The organism is Stenotrophomonas sp. PS02300 (genome assembly GCF_029959395.1).
Taxonomy (GTDB): Bacteria; Pseudomonadota; Gammaproteobacteria; order Xanthomonadales; family Xanthomonadaceae; genus Stenotrophomonas; species Stenotrophomonas maltophilia_AD.
This window is the reverse complement of record NZ_JASCOP010000002.1, coordinates 96,753-121,035: the sequence shown is the minus strand read 5'-3', so window position 1 is coordinate 121,035 and position 24,283 is coordinate 96,753. Positions and strand designations below refer to the sequence as shown.

25 protein-coding genes are annotated in these 24,283 nt (G+C 66.5%); 22 read left to right on the top strand and 3 right to left on the bottom strand.

Annotated features, from left to right (window positions below; translation table 11 throughout):
• Positions 1-80: 80 nt before the first annotated feature.
• Complete coding sequence (locus QMX79_RS01250; RefSeq protein WP_282243571.1) at positions 81-410, bottom strand: hypothetical protein; 330 nt, start codon at positions 408-410, stop codon at positions 81-83.
• A gap of 117 nt (positions 411-527) precedes the next feature.
• On the opposite strand from QMX79_RS01250, the gene QMX79_RS01245 reads away from it, so the two are divergent.
• On the top strand, positions 528-1,943 hold the full coding sequence (locus QMX79_RS01245; protein WP_282243570.1) for a coniferyl aldehyde dehydrogenase: 1,416 nt from the start codon (positions 528-530) through the stop codon (positions 1,941-1,943).
• An 18-nt stretch (positions 1,944-1,961) separates the two neighbouring features.
• Complete coding sequence (gene xth, locus QMX79_RS01240) at positions 1,962-2,729, top strand: exodeoxyribonuclease III (protein WP_282243569.1); 768 nt, start codon at positions 1,962-1,964, stop codon at positions 2,727-2,729.
• A gap of 47 nt (positions 2,730-2,776) precedes the next feature.
• On the opposite strand, the gene QMX79_RS01235 is transcribed toward xth, so the two are convergent.
• Positions 2,777-3,028, bottom strand: coding sequence for a GlsB/YeaQ/YmgE family stress response membrane protein (locus QMX79_RS01235; RefSeq protein WP_282243568.1), 252 nt, complete (start codon positions 3,026-3,028; stop codon positions 2,777-2,779).
• Between the two features lie 96 nt (positions 3,029-3,124).
• On the opposite strand from QMX79_RS01235, the gene QMX79_RS01230 reads away from it, so the two are divergent.
• From QMX79_RS01230 to QMX79_RS01150, 17 genes are all read left to right on the top strand, one after another.
• Positions 3,125-3,724 carry a 4'-phosphopantetheinyl transferase superfamily protein gene (locus QMX79_RS01230; protein ID WP_282243567.1) on the top strand — a complete coding sequence of 200 codons (600 nt, stop codon included), beginning with the start codon at positions 3,125-3,127 and terminating at the stop codon, positions 3,722-3,724.
• A gap of 51 nt (positions 3,725-3,775) precedes the next feature.
• Positions 3,776-4,414 carry a 16S rRNA (guanine(527)-N(7))-methyltransferase RsmG gene (gene rsmG / locus QMX79_RS01225; RefSeq protein ID WP_282243566.1) on the top strand — a complete coding sequence of 213 codons (639 nt, stop codon included), beginning with the start codon at positions 3,776-3,778 and terminating at the stop codon, positions 4,412-4,414.
• Positions 4,415-4,478: 64 nt separating this feature from the next.
• The gene (locus QMX79_RS01220) at positions 4,479-5,276 is read left to right on the top strand and encodes a ParA family protein (protein WP_068847867.1); all 798 of its coding nucleotides are present in this window, start codon (positions 4,479-4,481) and stop codon (positions 5,274-5,276) included.
• A complete protein-coding gene (locus QMX79_RS01215) occupies positions 5,276-6,199 on the top strand; it encodes a ParB/RepB/Spo0J family partition protein (RefSeq protein WP_282243565.1) in 924 nt (307 codons plus the stop codon). The genes QMX79_RS01220 and QMX79_RS01215 overlap by 1 nt, the downstream gene beginning before the upstream one ends.
• A gap of 34 nt (positions 6,200-6,233) precedes the next feature.
• A complete protein-coding gene (locus tag QMX79_RS01210; RefSeq protein ID WP_068847862.1) occupies positions 6,234-6,539 on the top strand; it encodes a helix-hairpin-helix domain-containing protein in 306 nt (101 codons plus the stop codon).
• Between the two features lie 54 nt (positions 6,540-6,593).
• The gene (locus QMX79_RS01205) at positions 6,594-7,559 is read left to right on the top strand and encodes an NAD-dependent epimerase/dehydratase family protein (RefSeq protein WP_282243564.1); all 966 of its coding nucleotides are present in this window, start codon (positions 6,594-6,596) and stop codon (positions 7,557-7,559) included.
• A gap of 87 nt (positions 7,560-7,646) precedes the next feature.
• A complete protein-coding gene (locus QMX79_RS01200; protein WP_282243563.1) occupies positions 7,647-8,369 on the top strand; it encodes a glycosyltransferase family 2 protein in 723 nt (240 codons plus the stop codon).
• Complete coding sequence (locus QMX79_RS01195; RefSeq protein WP_282243562.1) at positions 8,369-8,710, top strand: lipid-A-disaccharide synthase N-terminal domain-containing protein; 342 nt, start codon at positions 8,369-8,371, stop codon at positions 8,708-8,710. The genes QMX79_RS01200 and QMX79_RS01195 overlap by 1 nt, the downstream gene beginning before the upstream one ends.
• A gap of 121 nt (positions 8,711-8,831) precedes the next feature.
• A complete protein-coding gene (locus QMX79_RS01190; RefSeq protein WP_282243561.1) occupies positions 8,832-10,229 on the top strand; it encodes a DUF3696 domain-containing protein in 1,398 nt (465 codons plus the stop codon).
• A complete protein-coding gene (locus QMX79_RS01185) occupies positions 10,226-10,765 on the top strand; it encodes a hypothetical protein (protein ID WP_282243560.1) in 540 nt (179 codons plus the stop codon). The genes QMX79_RS01190 and QMX79_RS01185 overlap by 4 nt, the downstream gene beginning before the upstream one ends.
• The gene (locus QMX79_RS01180) at positions 10,762-11,439 is read left to right on the top strand and encodes an RNA ligase family protein (protein WP_282243559.1); all 678 of its coding nucleotides are present in this window, start codon (positions 10,762-10,764) and stop codon (positions 11,437-11,439) included. Before QMX79_RS01185 ends, QMX79_RS01180 begins: the two co-directional genes overlap by 4 nt.
• A gap of 128 nt (positions 11,440-11,567) precedes the next feature.
• The gene (locus QMX79_RS01175; RefSeq protein ID WP_282243558.1) at positions 11,568-13,349 is read left to right on the top strand and encodes a DUF885 family protein; all 1,782 of its coding nucleotides are present in this window, start codon (positions 11,568-11,570) and stop codon (positions 13,347-13,349) included.
• A 165-nt stretch (positions 13,350-13,514) separates the two neighbouring features.
• Positions 13,515-14,744, top strand: a complete 1,230-nt coding sequence (locus tag QMX79_RS01170; RefSeq protein WP_282243557.1) for a membrane-targeted effector domain-containing toxin — start codon at positions 13,515-13,517, stop codon at positions 14,742-14,744.
• A 58-nt stretch (positions 14,745-14,802) separates the two neighbouring features.
• Positions 14,803-15,204, top strand: a complete 402-nt coding sequence (locus QMX79_RS01165; protein ID WP_282243556.1) for a hypothetical protein — start codon at positions 14,803-14,805, stop codon at positions 15,202-15,204.
• 55 nt (positions 15,205-15,259) lie between these two features.
• A complete protein-coding gene (locus QMX79_RS01160) occupies positions 15,260-16,603 on the top strand; it encodes a TolC family protein (protein WP_282243553.1) in 1,344 nt (447 codons plus the stop codon).
• Positions 16,600-17,580 (top strand): efflux RND transporter periplasmic adaptor subunit, encoded by a 981-nt coding sequence (locus QMX79_RS01155; RefSeq protein ID WP_282243551.1) that lies wholly within the window; start codon positions 16,600-16,602, stop codon positions 17,578-17,580. The genes QMX79_RS01160 and QMX79_RS01155 overlap by 4 nt, the downstream gene beginning before the upstream one ends.
• Positions 17,581-17,615: 35 nt before the next feature.
• Positions 17,616-20,777, top strand: coding sequence for a CusA/CzcA family heavy metal efflux RND transporter (locus QMX79_RS01150; RefSeq protein ID WP_282243549.1), 3,162 nt, complete (start codon positions 17,616-17,618; stop codon positions 20,775-20,777).
• Between the two features lie 2 nt (positions 20,778-20,779).
• On the opposite strand, the gene QMX79_RS01145 is transcribed toward QMX79_RS01150, so the two are convergent.
• Positions 20,780-22,015 (bottom strand): glycosyltransferase, encoded by a 1,236-nt coding sequence (locus QMX79_RS01145; protein ID WP_282243547.1) that lies wholly within the window; start codon positions 22,013-22,015, stop codon positions 20,780-20,782.
• 300 nt (positions 22,016-22,315) lie between these two features.
• Between QMX79_RS01145 and rpmB the strand changes: the two genes are divergently transcribed.
• The 3 genes from rpmB to cls all read left to right on the top strand — a co-directional run bounded on the left by rpmB (position 22,316) and on the right by cls (position 24,269).
• A complete protein-coding gene (gene rpmB / locus QMX79_RS01140) occupies positions 22,316-22,552 on the top strand; it encodes a 50S ribosomal protein L28 (RefSeq protein ID WP_005411638.1) in 237 nt (78 codons plus the stop codon).
• A 10-nt stretch (positions 22,553-22,562) separates the two neighbouring features.
• Entirely contained in the window at positions 22,563-22,730 is a 168-nt protein-coding gene (gene rpmG / locus QMX79_RS01135) for a 50S ribosomal protein L33 (RefSeq protein ID WP_170272460.1), read from the top strand.
• Between the two features lie 120 nt (positions 22,731-22,850).
• Positions 22,851-24,269, top strand: coding sequence for a cardiolipin synthase (gene cls / locus QMX79_RS01130; RefSeq protein ID WP_068847847.1), 1,419 nt, complete (start codon positions 22,851-22,853; stop codon positions 24,267-24,269).
• The last annotated feature ends 14 nt before the right edge of the window (positions 24,270-24,283 follow it).

The following is a 24,283-nucleotide window of genomic DNA, read 5'->3' as shown; positions in this document are numbered from 1 at the left end:
GCGTGGAAATCACCAAGTAAATCGGTGATGGCGTGAACCAGACGGGCCGTGGCATTGCCACGGCCCTTTTCATTGGCGGGTCAATTCCAGACGGTGATGCGGCCGTCAGGTGCGTTCAGCTGCATCGCCTCCGGTCCTGCGTATCCGCCGTCGCTCAGGTCCACGTGCAAGGCCGAGCCGTCGCCGAACGTCAGCGTCAGTCCACTCTCGTCGAGCGCGCTGCCGGCCACTTCAAGACGAAGGGACCAGGGAGGCGCATCCGCCGATTGAAGTCCGGAGAACGCGACCCTGTTGTAGATGTGCAGCGACCAGCCGTCATCGGTGCTGATCGAGACCTGTCCCTCCAGGCGGGAGACCGCCACGGCCTTGCCGATGAACATTCCAAGAGATTCCACGCCACGCTCGCTCATGCCAGAACTCCGGGGACAGGCGGGTAGGGTCGCATCCCGATCGACTGCCGATAACCCCACCACGTGCGAGGGTGGCATGACCGTCGGCCTCACATGGTGTGACGCTATAGTCGCGGCATGAGCGATGTCCACACCGATCCCGCGGATCTTCCTGTCGTCCTGCACGCCCTGCGAATCGCCTGGCAGGCCAACCGTCCGTCGCTGGAACAGCGCCGCAGCGACCTGCAGCGCCTGCGCGCGGTCCTCAAGGCACGCCTGGCGCAGATGGCCGAGGCCATCGCCGCCGATTTCGGCCACCGCTCCACCCACGAGTCGCTGATCGCCGACGGCATGACCGTGCTCAATGAGATCGACCACCTGCTGGGCCACCTGCGCGGGTGGACGCGCCCGCGCCGGGTCGGGGTGGGCTGGCGGTTCTGGCCTGCGCGGGCGCAGACCCGGCCGGTGCCACTCGGCGTGGTCGGGGTGATCTCGCCTTGGAACTACCCGGTGAACCTGGCGCTGATCCCGCTGGCTACTGCAATTGCCGCCGGCAACCATGTCCTCCTGAAACCCTCCGAACACACCCCGCGCACCAGCGCCTTCCTGCATGACCTGCTGGCCGGGGTGTTCCCCGCCGACCGGGTGGCGGTAGTTCAGGGCGATGCCGCGTTGGCATCGGCCTTGGCCGGCTCACCGCTGGACCACCTGGTGTTCACCGGCTCCACGGCCGTGGGCCGCAAGGTCATGGCCGCTGCCGCGCAGCACCTGACCCCGCTCACCCTGGAACTGGGCGGCAAGTCACCGGCCATCGTGTGCAGCGACTACCCGCTGGACAAGGCCGCCGCGCGGCTGGCCACCGGCAAGTGGTTCAACGCCGGCCAGACCTGCATCGCGCCGGATTATGTCCTGATCGACGGCCGCCGCCAGCGCGAGCTGGTGCAGCAGTTGCAGACCCAGGTGCGCGCGCGCTACGGCGATTTCAGCAACACCGACGACTACACCCACATCATCAATGAAGGCCAGTACCAGCGCCTGCTCGGCTACCTGGCCCAGGCGCGCGAGCGCGGCGTACCGGTGATCGAACTGGCCAGCATCGATTCGGAGCGCGCGCGCCGCGAGCGGCTGATCGTGCCGACCATCGTGCTCGACCCGCCAGCCGACCTGGACCTGATGCAGGACGAAATCTTCGGCCCGATCCTGCCGGTCTGCGCCTATCCCGACCTGGATGCCGCCCTGGAATCCGTACAGGGACGCGACCGCCCACTGGCGCTGTACGTTTTCAGCGAACAGCGGCCGGTAGTGGAGCGCGTGCTCGGCCAGATCGTGGCCGGCGGCGTCACCGTCAACGACACCCTGCTGCACTTCGCCATCAACGGCCTGCCGTTCGGCGGCGTCGGCCCCAGCGGCATGGGCGCCTATCACGGCCGCGCAGGCTTCGACGCCATGAGCAAGCAGCTGCCGATCCTCTGGCAGTCACGCTGGGCAGCGAGCGACCTGCTCAAGCCGCCCTATTCAAGGATCGCCGGTCTCCTGAAGGCCATTCTTCGGTAGCGCGGCTACAATGCCCCCATGAAAATCGCCTCCTGGAACGTAAATTCGCTCAACGTGCGCCTGCCGCACCTGGAACAGTGGCTCACCGCGTTCGCGCCGGACGTGGTCGGCATCCAGGAAACCAAGATGGAGGACCACAAGTTCCCCGACGCGGTGCTGGCCGGGCTGGGCTACCGCAGCGTGTTCGCCGGTCAGAAGACCTACAACGGCGTGGCGCTGCTGTCGCGCGAGCCGGCCCAGGATGTGCAGATCGGCATTCCCGGGTTCGAGGACGAACAAAAGCGGGCCATCGCCGGCACCGTCAACGGCGTGCGCATCATCAACCTGTACGTGGTCAACGGCCAGGACGTGGACACCGACAAGTACGCCTATAAGCTGCGCTGGCTGGAAGCCGTGCACGCCTGGGTAGCCTCGGAACTGCAGAAGTACCCCGAGCTGGTGGTGATGGGCGATTTCAACATCGCCCCCGACGCGCGCGACGTGCACGACCCGCTGGTCTGGAACGAGAACCACATCCTGACCTCCACCGCCGAACGCGGCGCGCTCAACAAGCTGCTGCAGCTGGGCCTGCACGATGCCTTCCGGCTGCATAGCGAGGAAGAGGGCGTCTTCAGCTGGTGGGATTACCGCGCGGCCGGCTTCCGCCGCAACCTGGGCCTGCGCATCGACCTGACCCTGGTGTCCGATGCGCTCAAGGCGCGCGCGCTGGCCTCGGGCATCGACCGCGAGCCGCGGACCTGGGACCGGCCCAGCGACCACGCGCCGGCGTGGGTGCAGCTGGGGTAAGGCGAGAGAGGTAGGTAACGACCGTTGGTCGTTACCCACCCGGTAAGTCAGCGAACGCTCTTGCGAGTGAAGAGGTTCACGATTGCCAGCAGGATCACCGCACCAATCAGCGAGAACAGGAACGTTCGGATCGTGATCGCGTCGTTGATGCCGCCGCCGAAGATGAACCCGGCGATCAGCGCGCCGATGATGCCGACCACGATGTTGAGGATGATGCCCTGCTGCGCGTCGCGACGCATGATGATGCTGGCCAGCCAGCCCACGATGCCACCGACGATCAACCAGATGATGATGCCCATGTTGTCCACTCCCAGAGTTTGTGTGCCGATGAGACGGGGCCAGTTGACGGCAGCCCCCGTGAAGTCGTCGTGCAGCCGTATTGGCGGGGCGTTCGCATGAGCCTGCCGGCCACGTTGGACGGTCCCTGGCGGTTCGGCCCGGTGACCGTCTGGCGCCTGCCGCACGTGCCCGGCACCCGTGGCGAGCCGCAGGCGCGGGTGCTGCTGGCCGAACAGCTGGGCGGCAGCCCGGAGGGCCTGCCGCTGCAGCGCGACCCGCGCGGCCGCCCGGAGCTGCAGGGCCCGCTGGCCCATTTCGGCACCGGCTGGAGCCACAGCCACGGCCTGCTGCTGGTGGGGCTGGGCGAGGGCGTACGGCTGGGGGTGGACCTGGAACCGCTGCGCCCGCGACCGCGCATGGCCGAAATCATCGAACGCTTCTTCCACCCTTCCGAGGTGGCCTGGCTGCTGGGCCTGGACGAGGATGCCCGCACCCATTGGTTCTTCCGGGTCTGGTGCGCCAAGGAAGCCATCCTCAAGGCGCAAGGGCAGGGCATCTCGTTCGGCCTGCACCGCCTTCAGCTGGCGCCCGGCGCCGACGGCGCCCTGCACTTGGCCTGGTGCGACCCGGAACTGGGCCCGGCCCCACGCTGGCACCTGCACGAATGGCAGGCCGCGGACGATTTCCGCGCCGCGTTGGCCTGGCACGCGCTGTAAGCGCACCGAATCCGCGCAGTCAGCAGGCCCCCAGCCTGCGATAATGGGGGCATGACCGAACACAAACTCCCGGCCGGCGTGGCCGAAGCGCTTGAGCGCGGCCTGGCTGCCATGGGCCTGGATGCCGCCCTGGCGCCGCCCCTGCTGACCTACCTGGCGCTGCTCGACCGCTGGAACCGCACCTACAACCTCACCGCCATCCGCGACCCGATGGAGATGGTCACCCGCCATCTGCTCGATTCGCTGGCGATGCAGCCGTACCTGGAGCAGGGCACCCTGGCTGACCTGGGCACCGGCCCCGGACTGCCCGGCATTCCGCTGGCCATCGCCCGCCCGCAGCTGCAGGTGACCCTGGTGGAGAGCAACGGCAAGAAGGCCCGCTTCATGCGCGAAGCGGTGCGCCAGCTGGGGCTGACCAATGCCCGCGTGGCCGAATCCCGTGCCGAGGCGCTGGCCGAACCGGGCGCCTATGACAACCTGACCGCCCGCGCCATGGACACCCTGGCCGGCATCATCGCCGTCGGCGGGCACCTGCTGCGCCCCGGCGGACGCCTGCTGGCCATGAAGGGCCTCCATCCGCACGACGAGATCGCCCAGCTGCCGGCCGGCTGGCAGGTGGAACAGGTGCTGCCGCTGCATGTTCCGGGGCTGACCGGCGAGCGACATCTGGTGGTGGTGGCCGGTCCGTGAGACACGACACGCCCCATGCCCGCATAATGCCCAGTCCCACCCCCTGCCGATGAGGCTCACCCGCATGGCCCGCATCATCGCCATCGCCAACCAGAAAGGTGGCGTCGGCAAGACCACGACTGCCGTCAATCTGGCCGCCGCCCTGGCTGCTGCGCCCAAGCGCGTGCTGCTGGTCGACCTCGATTCCCAGGGCAATGCGACCATGGGCAGCGGTGTGGACAAGCGCGAAGTTGCCGCCTCCACCTGCGACCTGCTGCTGGGCGAAAGCACCGCGGCCGAAGTCCGGGTGACCACCCCGGAAGGCTTCGACCTGCTGCCGGGCAACATCGACCTGACCGCCGCCGAGATCCAGCTGATGGACCAGGGCGAGCGCGAACAGCGCCTCAAGCGCGCGCTGGCCCCGATCCAGGACGAGTACGACTTCATCCTGATCGACTGCCCGCCGGCGCTGTCGCTGCTGACCCTCAACGCGTTGGCCGCCGCCGATTCGGTGATCGTGCCGATGCAGTGCGAGTACTACGCGCTGGAAGGCCTGAGCGCGCTGGTGGAAACCATCGATGCGCTGCGCGCCAACCTCAATCCCAGCCTGGAGATCGAGGGCGTGCTGCGCACCATGTTCGATGTGCGCAACAACCTGGCCAACGCCGTGTCGGCCGAACTGACCGACCACTTCGGCGACCGCGTGTTCCGCACCATCGTGCCGCGCAACGTGCGCCTGGCCGAGGCGCCCAGCCACGGCCAGAGCATCGTCGGCTACGACCGCGCCTCGCGCGGCGGCGTCGCCTACCTCGGCCTGGCCGGCGAGATCATCCGCCGCCACCACCAACGCAACACGGCCGGCAAGGCCATGGAGACCGCCTGATGAGCACCAAGCCCGCCCCCGGCAAGAAACGCGGCCTCGGCCGTGGCCTCGATGCGCTGCTGGGGCCCAAGGGCGCGGTGACACAGGTACAGGCCGCGGCCGTGATCGAACCGCTGCCGGGTGAAGTGCTGCGCAAGCTGCCGGTCAAGCAGCTGCAGCCGGGCAAGTACCAGCCGCGCCGCGACATGGACGAAACCAAGCTCGCCGAGCTGGCCGACTCCATCAAGGCGCAGGGCGTGATCCAGCCGATTCTGGTGCGCCAGCTCGGCCCGGACAGCTTCGAGATCGTGGCCGGCGAACGCCGCTGGCGCGCGTCGCAGCTGGCCGGCCTGGACGAAGTGCCGGTGGTGGTGCGCGAGCTCGAAGACCGCACCGTCATCGCGATGGCGCTGATCGAGAACATCCAGCGCGAAGACCTCAACCCGCTCGAAGAAGCCGAAGCCCTGCAGCGGCTCATCAGCGAATTCGCCCTGACCCACGCCGAGGCCGCCCAGGCCGTCGGCCGCTCGCGCGCGGCGGTGTCCAACCTGCTGCGCCTGCTGGAGCTGCCGGTGGCGATCCGCCTGCTGCTGGAAACCCGCCGGCTGGAAATGGGCCATGCCCGCGCACTGCTGACCCTGGCCCCGGAACTGGCCAGCAAGCTGGCCCAGGAAGCGGCCGACCAGGGCTGGTCGGTGCGCGAAGTGGAACACCGTGCGCAGCAGTTCGCCGCCGGCAAGGTGCCTGCGTCGCTGCGCCGCAAGCCGAGCGCGACCGCCCCGCAGGCCGATATCGCCTCGCTGGAAACCGAGCTGTCCGAATCGCTGGGCGCCCGCGTGGCGATCAATCACGGCCGCGGCGGCAAGGGCAAGCTGATCATCCATTACACCGACCTGGACACGCTGGACGGCGTGCTCGAGAAGCTCCGCGTACGCAAGGGCTGAGTCCCCCACCACGCAAGAGGAACCCACTCACCTGATGAACCCCACCAAGGTCGATCGCAACCATCTGTTGCGCCTGACCGACCTGCCAAACGTCGGGCCGGCCTGTGAGAAGGATCTTCGTCTGATCGGCATCCGGGTTCCCGCGCACGTGCGCGGTCGCGATGCCTACGACATGTACGCGCAGCTGTGCATGCGCACCGGGGTGCTGCACGACCCCTGCGTGATCGATGTGTTCCTCTCCATCGTGCGCTTCATGCAGGGCGAAGCACCCCGTCCCTGGTGGGATTTCAGCAAGGAACGCAAGGCCACGCTGGCGCGCGAGGCGCCGCTGAGCCTGTAGTGACGTAAAGGTAACGGCGCTATCCTGTCGCCTGGAATTTCCGGGACGATTGCCATGACCCTTCTTGTCACCGGCGCTGCAGGCTTCATCGGCGCCAATACCGTGCGTGCCCTGCTCGATGCCGGGCACACGGTGGTCGGCCTGGACAACTACAACGACTACTACGACCCGCAGATCAAGCGCGATCGCGTGGCTGCGCTGTGCCCGGAAGCGGATATCCGCGTGCTGGACCTGACCGACCGCGACGGCCTGGCCGCGCTGTTCGACGAGGTCCAGCCGACCCGTGTGATCCACCTCGCCGCGCAGGCCGGCGTGCGTTATTCGCTGGAAAACCCGCACGCCTACGTGGACAGCAACCTGACCGGGTTCGTCAACATCCTGGAGCTGTGCCGCCATCGCGGCGTGGCCCACCTGGTGTACGCCTCCAGCAGCTCGGTCTACGGCGATTCGGCCACCCCGCCGTTCTCCGAAGACCAGCGCATCGACAAGCCGCGCTCGCTGTATGCGGCCACCAAGGCGGCCAACGAGCTGATGGCCTACACCTACGCGCAGCTGTACGGCCTGCACGCCACCGGCCTGCGCTTCTTCACCGTGTACGGCCCGTGGGGCCGCCCCGACATGGCGCCGCTGCTGTTTTCGCGCGCGGTGCTGGCCGGGCGCCCCATCGATGTGTTCAATGACGGGAAGATGCAGCGCGACTTCACACATGTTTCCGACATCGTGGCCGGTATCCTCGGCGCGCTGGCGCATCCGTCCGGCGAGGACGTACCGCACCGTGTCTTCAACCTGGGCAACCACACCCCGATCGAGCTGGAACATTTCATCGGGGTCATCGAGGCCGCCGCTGGACGCCCGGCGCAGAAGGTCTACAAGCCGATGCAGCCCGGCGACATGGTCCGCACCATGGCCGACACCCGGCGTGCGCATGACGCATTCGGCTATGAGCCGGTCACCCCGATCGAGCGCGGCCTGCCGCCGGTGGTGGCCTGGTGCCGCGATTATTTCGGTGATCGCGCCTGACTCACATCGGCAGGTTCATCTTCGGATAACCTTGATTTCGGAAAATGCGCGGTCTTTTTCATTCCTGGCCTTTCGCAGAGCCCGATCATGAGCCAACCCCAGTTGTCGGTCGTCGTCCCGGTATTCAATGAACGCGACAACGTGCAGCCCCTGATCAAGGAGATCACCGCGGCGCTGCGCGGCCAGGTGGACTTCGAGATCGTCTACATCGACGACCACTCGCGCGACGACACCCTGGCCGTGCTGGAGTCCTTGAAGCCGGCCAACCCCGAATTGCGGGTCCTGCACCATGTCACCCAGAGCGGGCAGAGCACGGCGGTGAAGAACGGGGTCAAGCACGCCCGCGCGCCGTGGATCGCCACGCTGGATGGCGACGGCCAGAACGACCCGGCCGACATTCCCAAGCTGCTGGCTGCGCGTGCGACCGCCGAACCCCAGGTGAAGCTGTTCGCCGGCTGGCGCGTCAACCGCCAGGACAGCGGCAGCAAGCGCTGGGCGAGCAAGTGGGCCAACGCGATCCGCGCCCGCATGCTGCGGGACGACACCCCCGACACCGGCTGCGGCATCAAGCTGTTCGAGCGTGCCGCGTTCCTGGAGCTGCCGTACTTCGACCACATGCACCGCTACCTGCCCGCGCTGATGCAGCGCGCCGGCTGGAAGACGGTGAGTGTGCCGGTCAACCACCGCCACCGCACCGCCGGGGTGTCCAAGTACAACAACCTGGGCCGCGCGCTGGTTGGCATCCGCGACCTGCGCGGGGTGGCCTGGCTGATCACGCGCAGCAAGCGCACGGCCGTGGAAGAACGCTGATGGAACTGCACTGGCTCGACCAACCGCTGACCTGGCTGTTCTGGACCGGCCTGCACGTGACCGGCTGGAAGCTGATCGGCTACACCGGCGCGCTGATGTTCGGCGGCCGCTGGCTGGTGCAGTTCGTCGCCTCGCGCCGGGCCGGCAAGCCGGTGATCCCGCGCCTGTTCTGGTACATGAGCGTGGTGGGCAGCCTGATGACGCTGAGCTACTTCCTGTTTTCGGCCAAGCAGGATTCGGTGGGCGTGCTGCAGAACCTGTTCCCGGCGTTTACCGCGCTTTACAGCTTGAAGCTGGATATCCAGCACCGTGGTTGGAAGCGGGACAAGGCCAGCCACTGAAATCTACGACCATCCTTCCCAATCGTGCAACTTGCAATTCGTTCTATTCCTGGGCCGATAATTGAAGCTACCGTAGGGCACAATAGCGAAGTGATCGACTTCGAACAGGAGCAAGGTCGAAATGCTGACCCATTTGCGAATCAGGAACTTCAAGGCGTGGAAGGATACTGGTCCCATCCGACTTGCTCCATTGACCGTGATCTTTGGCGCAAATAGCGCTGGCAAGAGCAGCTTAGGGCATCTGCTGCTTGCTCTTCAGCAGACCGCGCGGTCCACGGACCGAAAAAGGGCGCTGCATCTAGGGGATGGCTCCTCACTCATCGATCTTGGGACCTTCGCGGATTGCGTCCACGGCCACGACCTGTCGCAGACCTTGCAGTTTGAAATTGGCTGGCAACTGCCGAGGCCCATGGAGGTGACGGATCCTCTCCTTCAGAATGGGCGGTACCAAGGCAATCACATGAAGCTCTCCGTCGAGCTCTCAGCGGGCCGAACTGGGCAGCCTGAAGTGCAGGCGCTCAGCTATGTCCTGGATAGCGGGGACGTCGATGTGCTGGACGTTGCACTTAAGAGAGACGAGAAGCGTAAGCTAAATCTTTCGTCCGACCGTTACTCTTTCAAGATGGCGGACGGAAGAAAGTGGCCGTTGGAGGAGCCTGAGAAATTCTACCGCCTTTCTGACATTAGTACTGCTAGGTACAAGAATGCGGGATTCCTGGCGGATTTTGCGTTGGCAACGGAAGGGATGCTTAATAGCCTGTCGTATCTAGGCCCTCTTAGAAATCACCCTCAGCGCATCTATCAATGGTCTGGTGATACTCCATCCAGCGTAGGGCAGATGGGCGAGTACGCCGTGGCCGCTATTCTGGCGGCGGAAAGTGAAGGTCGGATGCTTAACCGAGGCCCGAAGCGCTCTCGTCAGGGTTTCGCTGCCTTCGTTGCTAGCTGGCTCAAGGATCTTGGAGTGATTCACGATTTCTCGGTCCGGCCAGTGGCTCAGGGGCGTAAAGAGTATGAAGTTCTGGTTAGTACCCACGCCAAGGCTTCCGAGGTAAAGATCACTGATGTCGGATTTGGCGTCTCACAGGTGCTTCCCGCGCTGGTCCAAGCTTTCTACTGCCCTCCCAATTCAACCGTTTGGATGGAGCAGCCGGAGATCCATCTCCATCCGCAAGTTCAAGCCGAGCTTGCCGATGTATTCATTTCTGCTACTCAAGCCAGAGAAAATGGAAAAGAGCGAAACGTTCAGCTGATTGTCGAAAGCCACTCTGAGCATTTCTTGAACAGGCTCCAACGAAGAGTGGCGGAGGGCGGAATCTCAACGGACGACGTGGCTGTCTACTTCTGCCGTCGTGCGGGTTCCGCGACCGAGCTCGAACCCCTGAAGCTCACCGAGTATGGCGAGATCGAAAACTGGCCAGAGAATTTCTTCGGTGATGAAATGGCGGATATTGCGGGTCGAACTCGAGCGGCAATCCAGCGGAAGATGGATGCAATGGATGCTGGTGCGAAAAAATGAAAGCGGTAATCGACACTAACGTCATTCTTGTGGCTAACAACCAGCACAAAGACGTATCTGGTCCTTGCGTACTTCGGTGCATTGATCGGTTGACGAAGGCGATGAACGATACGGTGGTCGTCATTGATGATGGCTACCGGATACTTGGTGAGTACCAGAATAAGACCAGCCTCAGTCCTCCGAAGGGCGTCGGAGACGTCTTCCTGAAATGGCTTCTTAGGAACGCCGGAAACGAGAGATTCGTCGAGCAGGTAGCTCTTAGCGAGCATCCTCAGCACTTCTTTCGCGAGTTTCCGTGCCCAGGCCTAGAGCCATGGTTTGATCCGCCGGACAGGAAGTTCGCCGCAACCGCGAATGCCCATGTGGACAAACCATGCATCTTGCAGGCGGCAGACTGCAAGTGGCTAGATTGGTGGCAAGAGTTGCACGACGCCGGCGTGACCGTAGATTTTATTTGCCCGGACGACGCATGTAGGTTCTATAAGAAAAAATTTCCATTGAAGGTACAGCCTCCATTGCCCGAGTTGGCACGATGAGTGAGTTCTTCCGCTTTCCGCACACTCCACATCTGACTTGGCTAGGCGATGGCCTTCCAAGAGACGACAAGGTTCTTTCTAGTGCTGAGGCAGCGGCGCTTCTAAGCGGCCCGGTAGTAGTAGAGGAGAAGATTGATGGCGCGAATTTGGGATTCTCTCTGTCAGATTCTGGTGACCTACTCATTCAGAACCGTGGAGAGTACCTGCGCGCTCCGTATTCGGGTCAGTTCTCGAGGCTGACTGCGTGGCGGCTCGCACACGAATCTAGTCTGCTTGATGTCCTAACAAGTAACATCATGGTATTTGGCGAGTGGTGCGCAGCACGTCATTCAATAGAATACTCAAAGTTGCCGGACTTCTTTCTGGTCTTCGATGTGTATGATCGTGAGACGCAGAAGTTCTGGAGTACTACGAGGCGCGACGCGCTAGTGGGCAGGTTGGGGCTGTTCGGAGTGCCTAGGTTATTCCATGGCAGAACTGAGCTGCCGAAGCTTATTCACCTTCTGAACGCGAGCCTCAGCCGATTCGATGACGGCCCGCCGGAGGGAATTGTGGTTCGTCGCGACTTGGGCGAATGGTGCAGCGGCCGCGCCAAGCTAGTGCGAAGCGGATTTACCCAGTCTATTTCTGAGCACTGGAGCAGTCGACCGCTTAGGTGGAACCGATTAGGGTAGCTTTACCTTGCATTAGGTGGGCGACCCGCAAGCTTCTTACCAACTAGCGGCCCATACTTTCGATACATGGCGTGCGTTGTTGGCCGGTGCCATGATCGGGGTTTGCCGTCCCCCGGGAACCCCTGCTCGTGAAATCACCGCTCGTTGCTGCGTTGCTGCTCGCCCTGGCCCTTCCTGCCCCTGCGGCGCTGGCCGCACCGCCCTCCGCACCGGCGGCCGGGCCGGCCAGCCTGGCCAACGAATCGCCGGCCGACGCCGCGTTCCGCGCCATCTACGAGAAGGAATGGGCCTGGCGCCAGGCCGGTGGCGGCGAAGCCAGCGAAGACGGCGATGGCCCGGCCACCGCCACCCGCATGCCCGACGTGGGCGCGGCGGCGCAGCAGGCGCGCCTTGCGGTGTGGGATGACGTGCTGGCCCAGCTCGGCAAGGTCGATACCAAGGCGCTCTCGCCCACCAACCAGGTCAACTACGCGATCTACCGCGACCAGGTGTTCAACCTGGCCGAAGAAGTGCGCCTGCGTGGCTACGAGATGCCGTTCAACTCGGATTCCTCGTTCTGGTCCAACCTCTCGTTCATGGCGCGTCGCGAGATGAAGACCGCCACCGACTACCGCAACTACATCGCCCGGCTCAACGACGTGCCGCGCTACTTCGACCAGCAGACCGACAACATGCGGGCCGGCCTGAAGCGCGGCTTCAGCGTGCCGCGCGCCGTGCTCGACGGCCGCGAAGTCTCCATCGCCACCGTGGCCGAGCTGAAGGACCCGACTCAATCGCCGCTGTACGCACCGTTCAAGAAACTGCCGGCCAGCATTCCCGCCGCCGAACAGGCCGAACTGCAGGCGCAGGCCCGCCAGGCCATCAGCGCCAGCGTGGTGCCGGCCTTCGTCAAGCTGCGCACCTTCTTCGTCGGCGAGTACGTGCCGCAGGCGCGCACCACCCTGGCCGCCGAAGCGCTGCCCGATGGCAAGGCGTACTACCAGCAGCAGATCCACGAATACACCACGCTGGACCTTACCCCGCAGCAGATCCACGAGATCGGCCTGAAGGAAGTGGCGCGCATCCAGAAGGAAATGAACGAGGTCATCAAGGAGGTCAAGTTCAAGGGCAGCTTTGCCGAGTTCCTCGCCTTCCTGCGTACCGACCCGCAGTTCTACGCCAAGACCCCCGACGAACTGCTGCACCGCGCCGCCTGGATCTCCAAGCGCGTGGACGGCGTCATCGGCAAGTACATGACCCTGCCGCGCGCACGCTTCACCATCGTGCCGGTGCCGCCGGATATCGCTCCGTTCTGGACCGCCGGCCGGGGTGGCATGGGCACCTATTGGGTGAACACCTACAACCTGCCGGCCCGCCCGCTGTACAACCTGCCGGCGCTGACCCTGCATGAGTCCGACCCGGGCCACGCCCTGCAGGGCGCGCTGGCGGCCGAGCAGGGCGAGCAACCCGAGTTCCGCCGCAACGCCTACATCTCCGCCTATGGCGAAGGCTGGGGCCTGTACAGCGAGAAGCTCGGCGTGGAAATGGGCATCTACGAAACCCCGTACGAGGATTTCGGCCGCCTGACCTATGAAATGTGGCGCGCCGCGCGCCTGGTGATCGATACCGGCGTGCACCACAAGGGCTGGACCCGCGACCAGGCCCTGGCCTACCTGCGCGACCACACCGCGCTGAGCGAGCACGAGGTCACCACCGAAGTGGACCGTTACATCTCGTGGCCGGGCCAGGCACTCAGCTACAAGCTGGGTGAAATCGCGATCGTGCGCCTGCGTGGCGAGGCCGAGAAGGCGCTGGGCGACCGCTTCGACGTCAAGTCGTTCCATGACGCGGTACTCAGCCAGGGCTCGGTGCCGCTGCCGGTGCTGGATGCGCAGATCCGCGCGTACATCGACGCGCGCCGCGCGCCCTGATGTCGCAACTGGTCGGTGCCGATGTGCGCTCGCGCACGCATCGGCACACGGCCTGAAGTACGACACCCGAAACTGCTTAGCGCATCGCAGCGCTGTTGCAGCAGATCACTAGGCTGGTCAGGGCGCGCCCACTGCGGCGCGCTTTCCCCCACAAGGAGCCTGACCATGCTGGATGCCCTGTCCGCGCTGAAACACCGCCTGTTGCCTTCCTGCACGTCGCCGCCGCCGCGCCGCGTCCGCGCCGAACCCACCCTGCTCACCCTGCGCAACCTGCCCGATGCCGACACGCTCCGGCTTGCGGCGCGCTGTGCCCGATCCCTGCCAAAACGCGCCTCTGAGCCGGATCCGCTGCACCCGTTTGCGATGTCGCCCGAACAGGGAACGTTGCTGGTCGCCCTGCTGCAACGTCACCGCAAGGTGCTCGACCCGGACTACTACATGCAGGTGGAACCGGAGCAACGTGCCGCGCTCCACAGCTTCTTCGCCAAACGCGCGCAACTGCTCGACACGGCCCTGCACGCCGCAGCGCCTCCCCGCGATGAACGCCACGCCTGGCCAGATCTCCTGCCGGTCGAGACACACGCCGATCTTCTCCAACAGCTGCTGACGCGTTCCCACGGGCTGGTCGTCGGCGAGGTGCACTCGGCCCAGGGAAGCAAAGACCTGCTGATCAGACACATGCCACTGCTGCGCCGATCGGGCGTGGACACGCTGTACCTGGAGCATTTCCAGAAAGAGATCCATCAGCCCGATCTCGACCGCTTCCACCGTACTGGCCAGCTGTCGCCCGCCCTGGTCCGGTTCATTGACGAACAGGACTTCGGCCACATGACCAACGCGGAGCGTGGCGCGACGTTCCGCAACCTGATCGATGCTGCCTTCCACGTTGGCATGCGCATCGTGGCGTTGGACCTGATGACCAGCTACCACGTGCGTGGCCTGCTCGACGGCAACGGCCTGAGCAGCGCGGCCTCCCCGGATATCCGGATCAAGCTCATGAATCATGTGGCGACCCAGCGGATCATCCACGACCAGCACCTGCAGGCCGGCAAGTCCGGCCCACAGCGCTGGGTCGCCTTGGTTGGTAACGGGCATGCCGGTAGCTGCAACGACATTGCCGGCATCGCCGAGCAGCTGGGCGTGCCCAGCCTGCGCATGGAAGACACGAGCCCCACCTGGAGCAGGCGCGTGCAGGTCGGTTGCGACCCGGGCCGCACCGTCTCGCGCTCCATACAATGCAATAGCGGCCAGCTGCAGTGCGACTACCTGCTGAAGGTGCCCATTGAGGGTCGCATCCTGCCGAAGACGCCGGAGCCGTGCAGCGCCGCCGAGGCAGCTCGCCTGCGCGGGATCCGGCGGGCAATCTGTGCGCTGCCGGACACCCTTTCTGCATGAACGCCGCCCCGGGCTGCGATTGTGTAACGGGCAGCGCCGCCGCTACCCTGCGCCGATGATGTCCCGCCTGCGCCGCCGCCTGTCGCTGCCCCTCCGCCTGCTGATGCTGGTGGTGGTGCTGTTCGGCACGGCCGGTGGCGCACTGGCGTCGGCGCTGGGTGACCTGCACGCGCTGTCGCACAGCGACACCGGCCTGGCCCATGCGCTGTCGCATGCGCAGCCGGTGGATGACACCGCGGCGTTGGACGCCGATGCCGATCACGACGAAGACGACAGCGCGCGCCTGCTGCACGCGCTGGTCCACTGCGGGCATTGCCATGGCCACGGCGGCGTGCTGCCACTGGCCGCATCGGCATGGTCGCTGCCCGCTGCGCCGGCACACCTGGTGCCGGGCGGCCTGACCGCGCAGCTGCTGGCGCAGCCGCCCGAGAGCCTGCTGCGCCCCCCGATAGCGGCGTGATGCCACGCGGCCAACGGCCGCGGCTTCACCTCTGAACCGCTTTCTGGAGATTCCCATGTGGACGCGTCTGGCAGCCGTTGCTGCCATTGCGTTCGTGCCGTGCGCGTATGCGCAGGGCACGGCGCCTGTTACCCCTTCCGCCCAAGCAGCGCCGCCCGCTGCAGCCGCCTCGAACCCCCCGTTGACCCTGGACGAGGCCATCGCCCGGGTCGCCCGTTACCACCCCGACCTGCGCCTGGCCGATGCCCAGCGCCCGGTCTGGGAAGCGCGCCGTGAGGCGGCCGCGTTCGGCCCGCCACTGACGGTCGGCGTGGAGCTGGAGAACGCGCTGGGTACCGGCGGCAGCCGTGGCTTCGATGCCGCCGAACTGACCGTCAGCCTGGCTGGCGTGCTGGAACGCGGCGGCAAGCTGGACGCGCGCCGGGTATTGGCCCAGGCCAACCTGGATGCGCTGGCACCGCAGCGCGAAACCGCGCGGCTGGACCTGATGGCGGCCGTGGCCCAGCGCTACCTCGCCATCGCCGAAGCGCGTGCGCAGCGGGCCATTGCCGACACCGACATCGACCAGCGCAAGCGCGCCGTGGCGGCCGCTCGCCTGCGGCTGCAGGCGGGCGCGTCGCCGGAATCGGTGCTGATGACCGCGCAGGCGATGTTGGCGCAGGCCGAAGTGGACCGCGATCGCGCCCGGCAGGCCGACCGCGCCGCCCGTCTGGCGCTGTCGGCGCTGTGGTGCGAACGCGAGCCCGGCTTCGACGTGGTCAGCGGTGACCCGCTGCAGCTGCCGGCGCTGCAACCCTTCGACGTCCTCGCCGACGAACTGCAGCGCACCCCGGAACTGGCCGTGCTGGCTGGCGAACGTCGCGTGCGCGAAGCGCAGCTGCAGCTGGCACGCACCCAGGCACGGCCGGATATCAGCTGGCAGGTCGGCGTGCGCAACAGCCGCGACAGCGGTGATACCGCGCTGGTCGGCGGCTTCAGCCTGCCACTGGGCAGCGTGCGACGCGCCGGTCCGGAGATCCGCGCAGCCGAAGCCGAGCTCGCCCTGAACGGGGTGGAACGCGATGCGCGCGCGCTGCAGCTGTACACCACGCTGGCCGAGGCCCATGGCCGCTATGAAACCTCGCGGCTGGAAGTCACCCGCATGGCGAGCGATGTACTGCCGCAACTGCGGCGCGCCGAGAACGCCGCCGAAAAAGCGTGGCGCGCGGGTGCCATCAGCTACATGGAATGGGCGCAGCTGCAGGCCATGCGCATCGAGGCGCGGCAACGCCAGCTCGATGCCGCCATCGCCGCGCAGCGCGCGCTGATCGAACTGCAGCGGCTGACCGGCCAGGGCCTGCTTGCCCACGCCAACACCGCCCCCGCTACCGCGACGGTGTCCACGGAGGACCGCCGATGAACTTTTCGATTACCCGCGCGGCGCGCATCGCCGCCCTCCTGCTGTGCCTGCTCGCACTGGCCGGTTGTGCCAAGGACGCACCGACGGCAACCGCCAACACCGACGCCGGCCACGGCGAACCGGGCCACACCGACACGAGCGAAGACCACGACGACGCCCCCGAGAGCACCACCATTCCCGCGGCGATGGCCGAACAATCCGGTATCCGGGTCGCCCCGGTCGCCGCCGGCACCATCGCCGACGAACACGACGTGCAGGGCCTGCTGACCCCGGTGGACGGCCGTGTCGCGCAGGTGATGGCCCGCTTCCCCGGCCCGATCCGCTCGCTGCGGGCCAACGTGGGCGACACCATCAAGGCCGGCCAGGTGCTGGCCAGCATCGAAAGCAACCTCAGCCTCACCACCTATACCGTCAGCGCCCCGATCAGCGGCGTGGTACTGGCCCGCCAGGCGCAGGTCGGCGGGGTGGCGGGGGAGGGCACGCCGCTGTTCGAAATCGGCGACCTGTCTACGCTGTGGGTGGACCTGCACATCTTCGGCAACGACACCCAGCACATCACCGCCGGCGTACCGGTCACGGTGTCGCGCATGACCGACGGGGTCACCCAGGCCACCACGCTGGAACGCGTGCTGCCCGGCACCGCCACCGCCAGCCAGAGCACCGTGGCCCGCGCCACGCTGCGCAACGACGACGGCCTGTGGCGGCCGGGCGCTGCGGTGAAGGCGCGCATCGTGGTCGCCACCCGGCCCGCCGCGCAGGTGGTGCCGCTCAGCGCGCTGCAGACGATGGACGGCAAGGACGTGGTGTTCGTACGCACCGGCGAGACCTACACCGCCCGTCCGGTGCGCCTCGGCGCGCGCGATGCCAACCAGGTGGAAGTGCTGGAAGGCCTCACCCTCGGCGATGACGTCGTCACCGCGCAGAGCTACGTGGTGAAGGCCGACATCGGCAAGGCGGGAGCGTCGCATGAGCATTGAGCACGCAACCACCCCCGGGCATGGAGGGCATCGCCATGCTTGAGCGCATCATTGCCGCCTCCATCGCCCATCGCTGGCTGATGATGAGCCTCACCCTGGCATTGATCGCCGTGGGCGCGTGGAGCTTCACCAAGCTGCCCATCGATGCCACCCCGGACATCACCAACGTCCAGGTGCAGATCAACACCGCCGCCCCGGGCTATTCGCCACTGGAAGCCGAACAGCGCATCACCTACCCGGTGGAAACCGTGATGGCCGGCCTGCCACGGATGGAACAGGCACGCTCGCTGTCGCGCTATGGGCTGTCGCAGGTCACCGTCGTGTTCGAAGACGGCACCGACATCTACTTCGCGCGGCAACAGGTGGCCGAACGCCTGCAGCAGGTGAAGTCGCAGATCCCGGCCGGGCTGGACCCGCAGCTGGGGCCGATCTCCACCGGCCTGGGCGAGATCTTCATGTACACCATCGACGCCGATCCCACGGCGCGCAAACCCGATGGCAGCGCTTACACCTCCACCGACCTGCGCACCCTGCAGGACTGGGTGATCCGTCCGCAGCTGCGCAACGTGCCGGGCGTGACCGAGGTCAACACCATCGGTGGCTTCCAGCGCCAGGTGCACATTACGCCTGATCCGGCCCGCCTGCGCGCGCTGGGCTTCACCCTGGAAGATGTGGCCCAGGCGGTGGAACGCAACAACCAGAACGTTGGCGCCGGTTACATCGAACGCAACGGGCAGCAGTTCCTGGTGCGCATTCCCGGCCAGGTGGCCAACCTGGAGGAGATCGGCAACATCGTGCTGGAGCGCCGCGAAGGCGTGCCGATCCACGTGCACGACGTGGCCGACGTCGCCGATGGACCCGAACTGCGCAGCGGCGCCGCCACCCAGAATGGCCATGAAGTGGTGATGGGCACGGTGGTGATGCTGATCGGTGCCAACAGCCGTGATGTGGCCCAGGCTGCGGCCGCGCGGCTGGAACAGGCGCAACGCAGCCTGCCGGCCGGCGTCACCGTCACCGCCAGCTACGACCGCACCACCCTGGTGGACCGCACCATCCAGACCGTGGCCAGGAACCTGGTGGAAGGCGCACTGCTGGTGATCGTGGTGCTGTTCCTGCTGCTGGGCAATTTCCGCGCGGCATTGATCACCGCCGCCGTGATTCCGCTGGCGATGCTGTTCACCCTCACTGGCATGGCGCGTGGCGGCGTCTCGGCCAACCTGATGAGCCTGGGCGCGCTGGACTTCGGCCTGATCGTCGATGGCGCGGTGATCATCATCGAAAACTGCCTGCGCCGCTTCGGCGAACGCCAGCACGTGCTGGGCCGCGACATGACCCGTGAGGAGCGCTTTGCCGAAACCGCCAGCGCCACCGCCGAAGTGATCCGCCCCAGCCTGTTCGGCCTGGGCATCATCACCGCCGTGTACCTGCCGATCTTCGCGCTGTCGGGCGTGGAAGGAAAAATGTTCCACCCCATGGCGATCACCGTGGTGCTCGCGCTGAGCGGTGCGATGGTGCTGGCCTTGACCTTCGTACCGGCCGCCATTGCCTTGTTCCTGGGCGGCCGCGTGCAGGAGAAGGAAAACCGGGTGATGGCCTGGGTGCGCCGGCGTTACGAACCCCTGCTGGCGTTCTCGCTGCGGCGCGGGCGCTGGATGGTGGGAGGCGCGCTGGTGCTGGTGGTGGGCTGCGGCCTGCTTGCCACCCGGCTGGGCAGCGAGTTCGTGCCCAACCTGGACGAAGGCGACGTGGCCATGCACGCCATGCGCATTCCCGGCACCAGCCTGAGCCAATCGATCGAGATGCAGAAGCTGATCGAGAACCGCCTGGTGCAGTTCCCGGAAGTAAGCAAGGTGTTCTCCAAGATCGGCACGCCCGAGGTTGCCTCCGACCCGATGCCGCCGTCGGTGGCCGATACCTTCATCATGATGAAGCCGCGCAAGGACTGGCCGGACCCGCGCAAGCCGCGCGCGGCGCTGCTGGCCGAACTGGAAGCGGCGGTGGAGCAGCTGCCCGGCAACAACTACGAGTTCACCCAGCCGATCCAGATGCGCACCAACGAACTCATCTCCGGCGTGCGTGCCGACGTGGCGGTGATGCTGTTCGGCGATGACCTGGAGACGTTGCTGAAGGTGGGCAAGCGCATCGCCAGCGTGGCCGGCAGCGTACCGGGCGCGGCCGATGTGCGGGTGGAGGAAACCAGCGGCCTGCCGCTGCTCACCGTCACCCCCAACCGCAGTGCGCTGGCCGGCTACGGGCTCAACCCGGGGCAGGTGCAGTCCACCGTGGCCACGGCGGTTGGTGGGCAGGTGGCCGGCCAGCTGTTCGAAGGCGACCGCCGCTTCGACATCGTGGTGCGCCTGCCCGAGGCGCTGCGCCAGGACCCGGCCGCGCTGGCCGACCTGCCGGTGTCGCTGGCGCCGGCGCTGGAAGGCGATGCCGACGAATCCAGCCGGGCCGGCGGCTGGACCAGCGGCACCGCGCGGACCGTGCCGCTGCGCGAGCTGGCCACGCTGGCCAACAGCGAGGGTCCGAACCAGATCAACCGCGAAAACGGCAAGCGCCGCATCGTGGTCACCGCCAACGTGCGCGATCGCGACCTGGGCAGTTTCGTCAGTGACCTGCAGCAGGCGATCAACCGCGATGTGCAGGTGCCCAATGGCTACTGGATCGAGTACGGCGGCAGCTTCGAGCAGCTGATCTCCGCCAGTCAGCGCCTGGCGGTCGTGGTGCCGGTGACCCTGATCCTGATCTTCGCGCTGTTGTTCTGGGCGTTCGGCTCGGTCAAGGACGCGGCCATCGTGTTCAGCGGCGTACCGCTGGCGCTCACCGGTGGCGTGCTGGCATTGGCCGCGCGTGGCATTCCGTTGTCGATCTCCGCAGGCGTCGGCTTCATCGCGCTTTCGGGCGTGGCGGTGCTCAACGGCCTGGTGATGATCAGCTTCGTGCGCAGCCTGCGTGAAGGCGGCATGCCGCTGGCCGATGCGGTGCGCGAAGGCGCGCTGGGCCGGCTGCGCCCGGTGCTGATGACCGCGCTGGTGGCATCACTCGGCTTCGTGCCGATGGCGTTCAACGTTGGCGCCGGCGCCGAAGTCCAGCGCCCGCTGGCCACGGTGGTGATCGGCGGCATCGTGTCTTCCACGCTGCTCACCCTGCTGGTGCTGCCGGTGCTGTATCGCTGGCTGCACCGAGGGAAGTAACGTCACCCGGGTAGCGCCCGACCGTTGGTCGGGCGTTGCGCGTGCTCGATAAGCCGAACGGCCTTCGCCACGCCATCCTCCGTCGCCATGGCCCGTCCCAACGCAGCTGCATGTGCCCGCGTGTCCGCATGATCGGCAACGGCAATCGCACGCCCCAACGTCTCGGTGTCCAGGCGTTTTGGCGAAAGAGGTTCGGCAGCGACGCCCATCTCCTGCAATCGCGCTGCCCAGAAAAACTGATCTGCCGCAAACGGCATCACCAACGACGGCACGCCTGCGCGGCATGCCGAATGCGTTGTGCCGCTGCCGCCGTGATGGATCACCGCCGAACAGCGTGGGAACAGCGCTTCGTGCGGAACAGGACCAATGACGAATACGTTTGTTGGCAACGGACCGTCTGGAAGGCCTGCCCACCCCGGGAACAGCAGCACCCGGCGTGGTGCCAGTGCCGCCAGCAGCGCAGGCAATACCGTGTTGCGATCAAATCCGGTCATGCTGCCAAATCCCACATACACCGGCGGCGGGCCCGCATCGAGAAAGGCCTGCAGTTCCGGTGTTGGCTGCCAGTCCGCATCCGGCGCACGCCACTGCCCGCACACATGGTGATTGGCCGGCCAGTCCGCAGGCGGCGGCATCAGGCTCGGCGAGATGCCATACAGCATCGGAAGATCGCGCCACAGCGATCGTCGCGCCGGCATGCCCAGCGCCCGCCGTGCGTCGTTGATGGGTGCGCGGAAGGTCCGCCACACCGCCTGGTTGACCAGCCCGTAGCTGAGCCGGTTGAGCAGGCCAGGCAGCGGCAGCCGTGGCAGGAACGGGGAGGGGAATGCACGCGTCGGGGTAAGCGGAATCATCCCGGTGCCAATGGCCGGCACCCCGTGGTGCTCGGCCACCGTCATGCCCACGAAGGCGGCAAGCCCGCCCGTCAACACCGCATCGCACCCAGCCGCGACAGCATCGGCCTGCCGCGTCCACGCCGGCACATGCCGCTGCGCCATCCGCGCAAGCCCGCGCGATGCCGCAGCCATGTCGTTGCCCCGCGACACCAGCGCCACCACCTCGTCGTGGATGTCGCCTTCGAGCGCCGCATGCGGAACGCCCAGCGCCTGCGCGCTGCCCAGCGTGCCACCCTCGGCCAGCACCATCACCTCATGTCCAGCCGCCTGCAGCCCATGGCACAGCATCACCAGCGGCCGGGTGTCGCCTTCTGTTCCATAGGTCACCGCCAGCAGCCGCATGACATCCTCCCGGGTAGAGGGCCAGTATCGCCAGCCGCTGCGACCGTGGCGTGCAGGGAGGGGCAGGCCGTTCAGCCACTGCTGGCCAGGTCGGTTGTGGACAACTTGCACCCACGGGGCGGCTCCGGCATAATGCGCGGCTCGCTGTGTCCGGATTTGTCCGGATTGGCGGCCGGGAACACGTCATCCGGTCTGCCCTTGTCAGCGTAACCCTTTGATTCTCATGACGTGTGGCGGGAAACCGTCGAGGCCGCCGTCGCCCGGGCTATGGGCTGACACATACTTTCATCGAGGTGCGCAATGTCCCGCGTATGCCAAGTTTCCGGCAAGCGAGTGCAGACGGGTAACAACGTCTCGCACGCCAACAACAAGACCCGTCGTCGTTTCCTGCCCAACCTGCACGAGCGCCGCTTCTGGGTCGCCAGCGAAAACCGCTGGGTCAAGCTTCGTGTTTCCGCGCATGCACTGCGCACCATCGACAAGAACGGCATCGATTCCGTTCTGGCTGAGCTGCGTGCGCGCGGCGAAAAGGTCTGAGGAGTAGACGATCATGGCAGGCAAGCGCGATAAGGTCCGTATGATTTCGACCGCCGGTACCGGTCACTTCTACACGACCGACAAGAACAAGAAGAACACCCCCGGGAAGATGGAATTCTCGAAGTACGATCCGGTCGTGCGCAAGCATGTCCCGTACAAGGAAGGCAAGATCAAGTAATCCCTCACGGGGTTGCTCGATGGCCAAGGAAGAACCCGCCTCACGGCGGGTTTTTTCGTTTCCGGGGGCGTGCACGCCGGCCATGGCAGAATGCCGGCACACCCCCAAACGGGCGAACCGATGCTGTTCGAATGGCTGCTGGGTTCATGGCTGCTGATGCTGGACTGGCTGATCCGGCTGGCCGCGCTGTTCTGGATTCCCAGCCGCACCACGCCCGGCGCCGCGCGCAGCTGGCTGCTGCTGGTCGGCTTCGTGCCCCTGCTGGGCCTGCCGCTATACCTGCTGTTCGGCCACCCCTGGCTGTCGCGCCAGCGCGTGCAGCGCCAGGCCGAGGCCTCGCAGGTGATCCGCGAGGAGCAGGCGCTGCAGCCGCCGCTGCGCTGGAATCCGGTGCCCGATACCGCCACCGCCGAAATGGTGCCGCTGATCGAGCGCCAGGGCGACTTCATGCCGGTGCACGGCAACGCGGTGGAGCTGCTGACCGATTACGACGCCTCGCTGCAGGCGCTGATCGACGATATCGACCAGGCGCGCGACCGCGTGCACCTGCTGTATTACCTGATGTTCGACGACGCGGTGGGCGAAGCAGTGGTGCAGGCCCTGCAGCGCGCCGCCGCGCGTGGCGTGCACTGCCGCCTGCTGCTGGATGCGGTGGGCGCCAAGCGCGGCCTGCGCCGCTACCGGCACCGCCTGCAGGCGCTGGGCGTGGACGTGCGCGCCATGCTGCCCGGCGGGCTGCGCTGGCGCCGCAGCGGGCGCATGGACCTGCGCAACCACCGCAAGATCGCGGTGATCGACAACCGGGTCGGCTACATCGGCTCGCAGAACCTGGCCCAGCCCGGCTTCGTGCCCGGCTACCCCAACCGCGAACTGGTGGCGCGGGTGCGTGGCCCGGCGGTGGCGCACCTGGAGGCGGTGTTCGCCAGCGACTGGTACATGGAAACAGGCCAGCGCCTGGAAGTGATGATGGTCGAACCGGTCTGCGCCGACGACGTGCCCACCCAGCTGCTGCCGAGCGGCCCGGCCTACCCCTTCAGCAACGCGCGCGATGCGGTGAACGCGCTGATCCACCTCGCACGCCGCCGCATCGTGCTGGTCACCCCGTACTTCGTGCCGGATGAGGCCACCCTGAGCGCGCTGCGCATCGCCGCGCTGTCGGGGGTGCAGGTGCAGCTGATCCTGTCGGCCAGCAACAACCAGCACCTCACCGCCTGGGCGCAGGAGGCGTACTACGACGAACTGCTGCGCGCCGGCGTGCGCGTGGCGCTGTACGAGCCGCATTTCCTGCATGCCAAGCACCTCACCGTGGACGAGGACATCGCGCTGGTCGGCTCGATCAACCTGGACATCCGCTCGTTCGCGCTCAACGCCGAAATCGGCATGCTCTGCTACGACCGGGGGCTGGTGCGACAGCTGATCGAGATCGAAGACGACTACCTGCGGCAGTCGCGCCAGCTCGACCTGAAGGCGTGGCGGCTGCGGCCCGCGTGGCGACGCAGCCGCGAAGGCATCGCACGGCTGGCCGATGCGCTGATGTAGCGCACGGGGCGTTG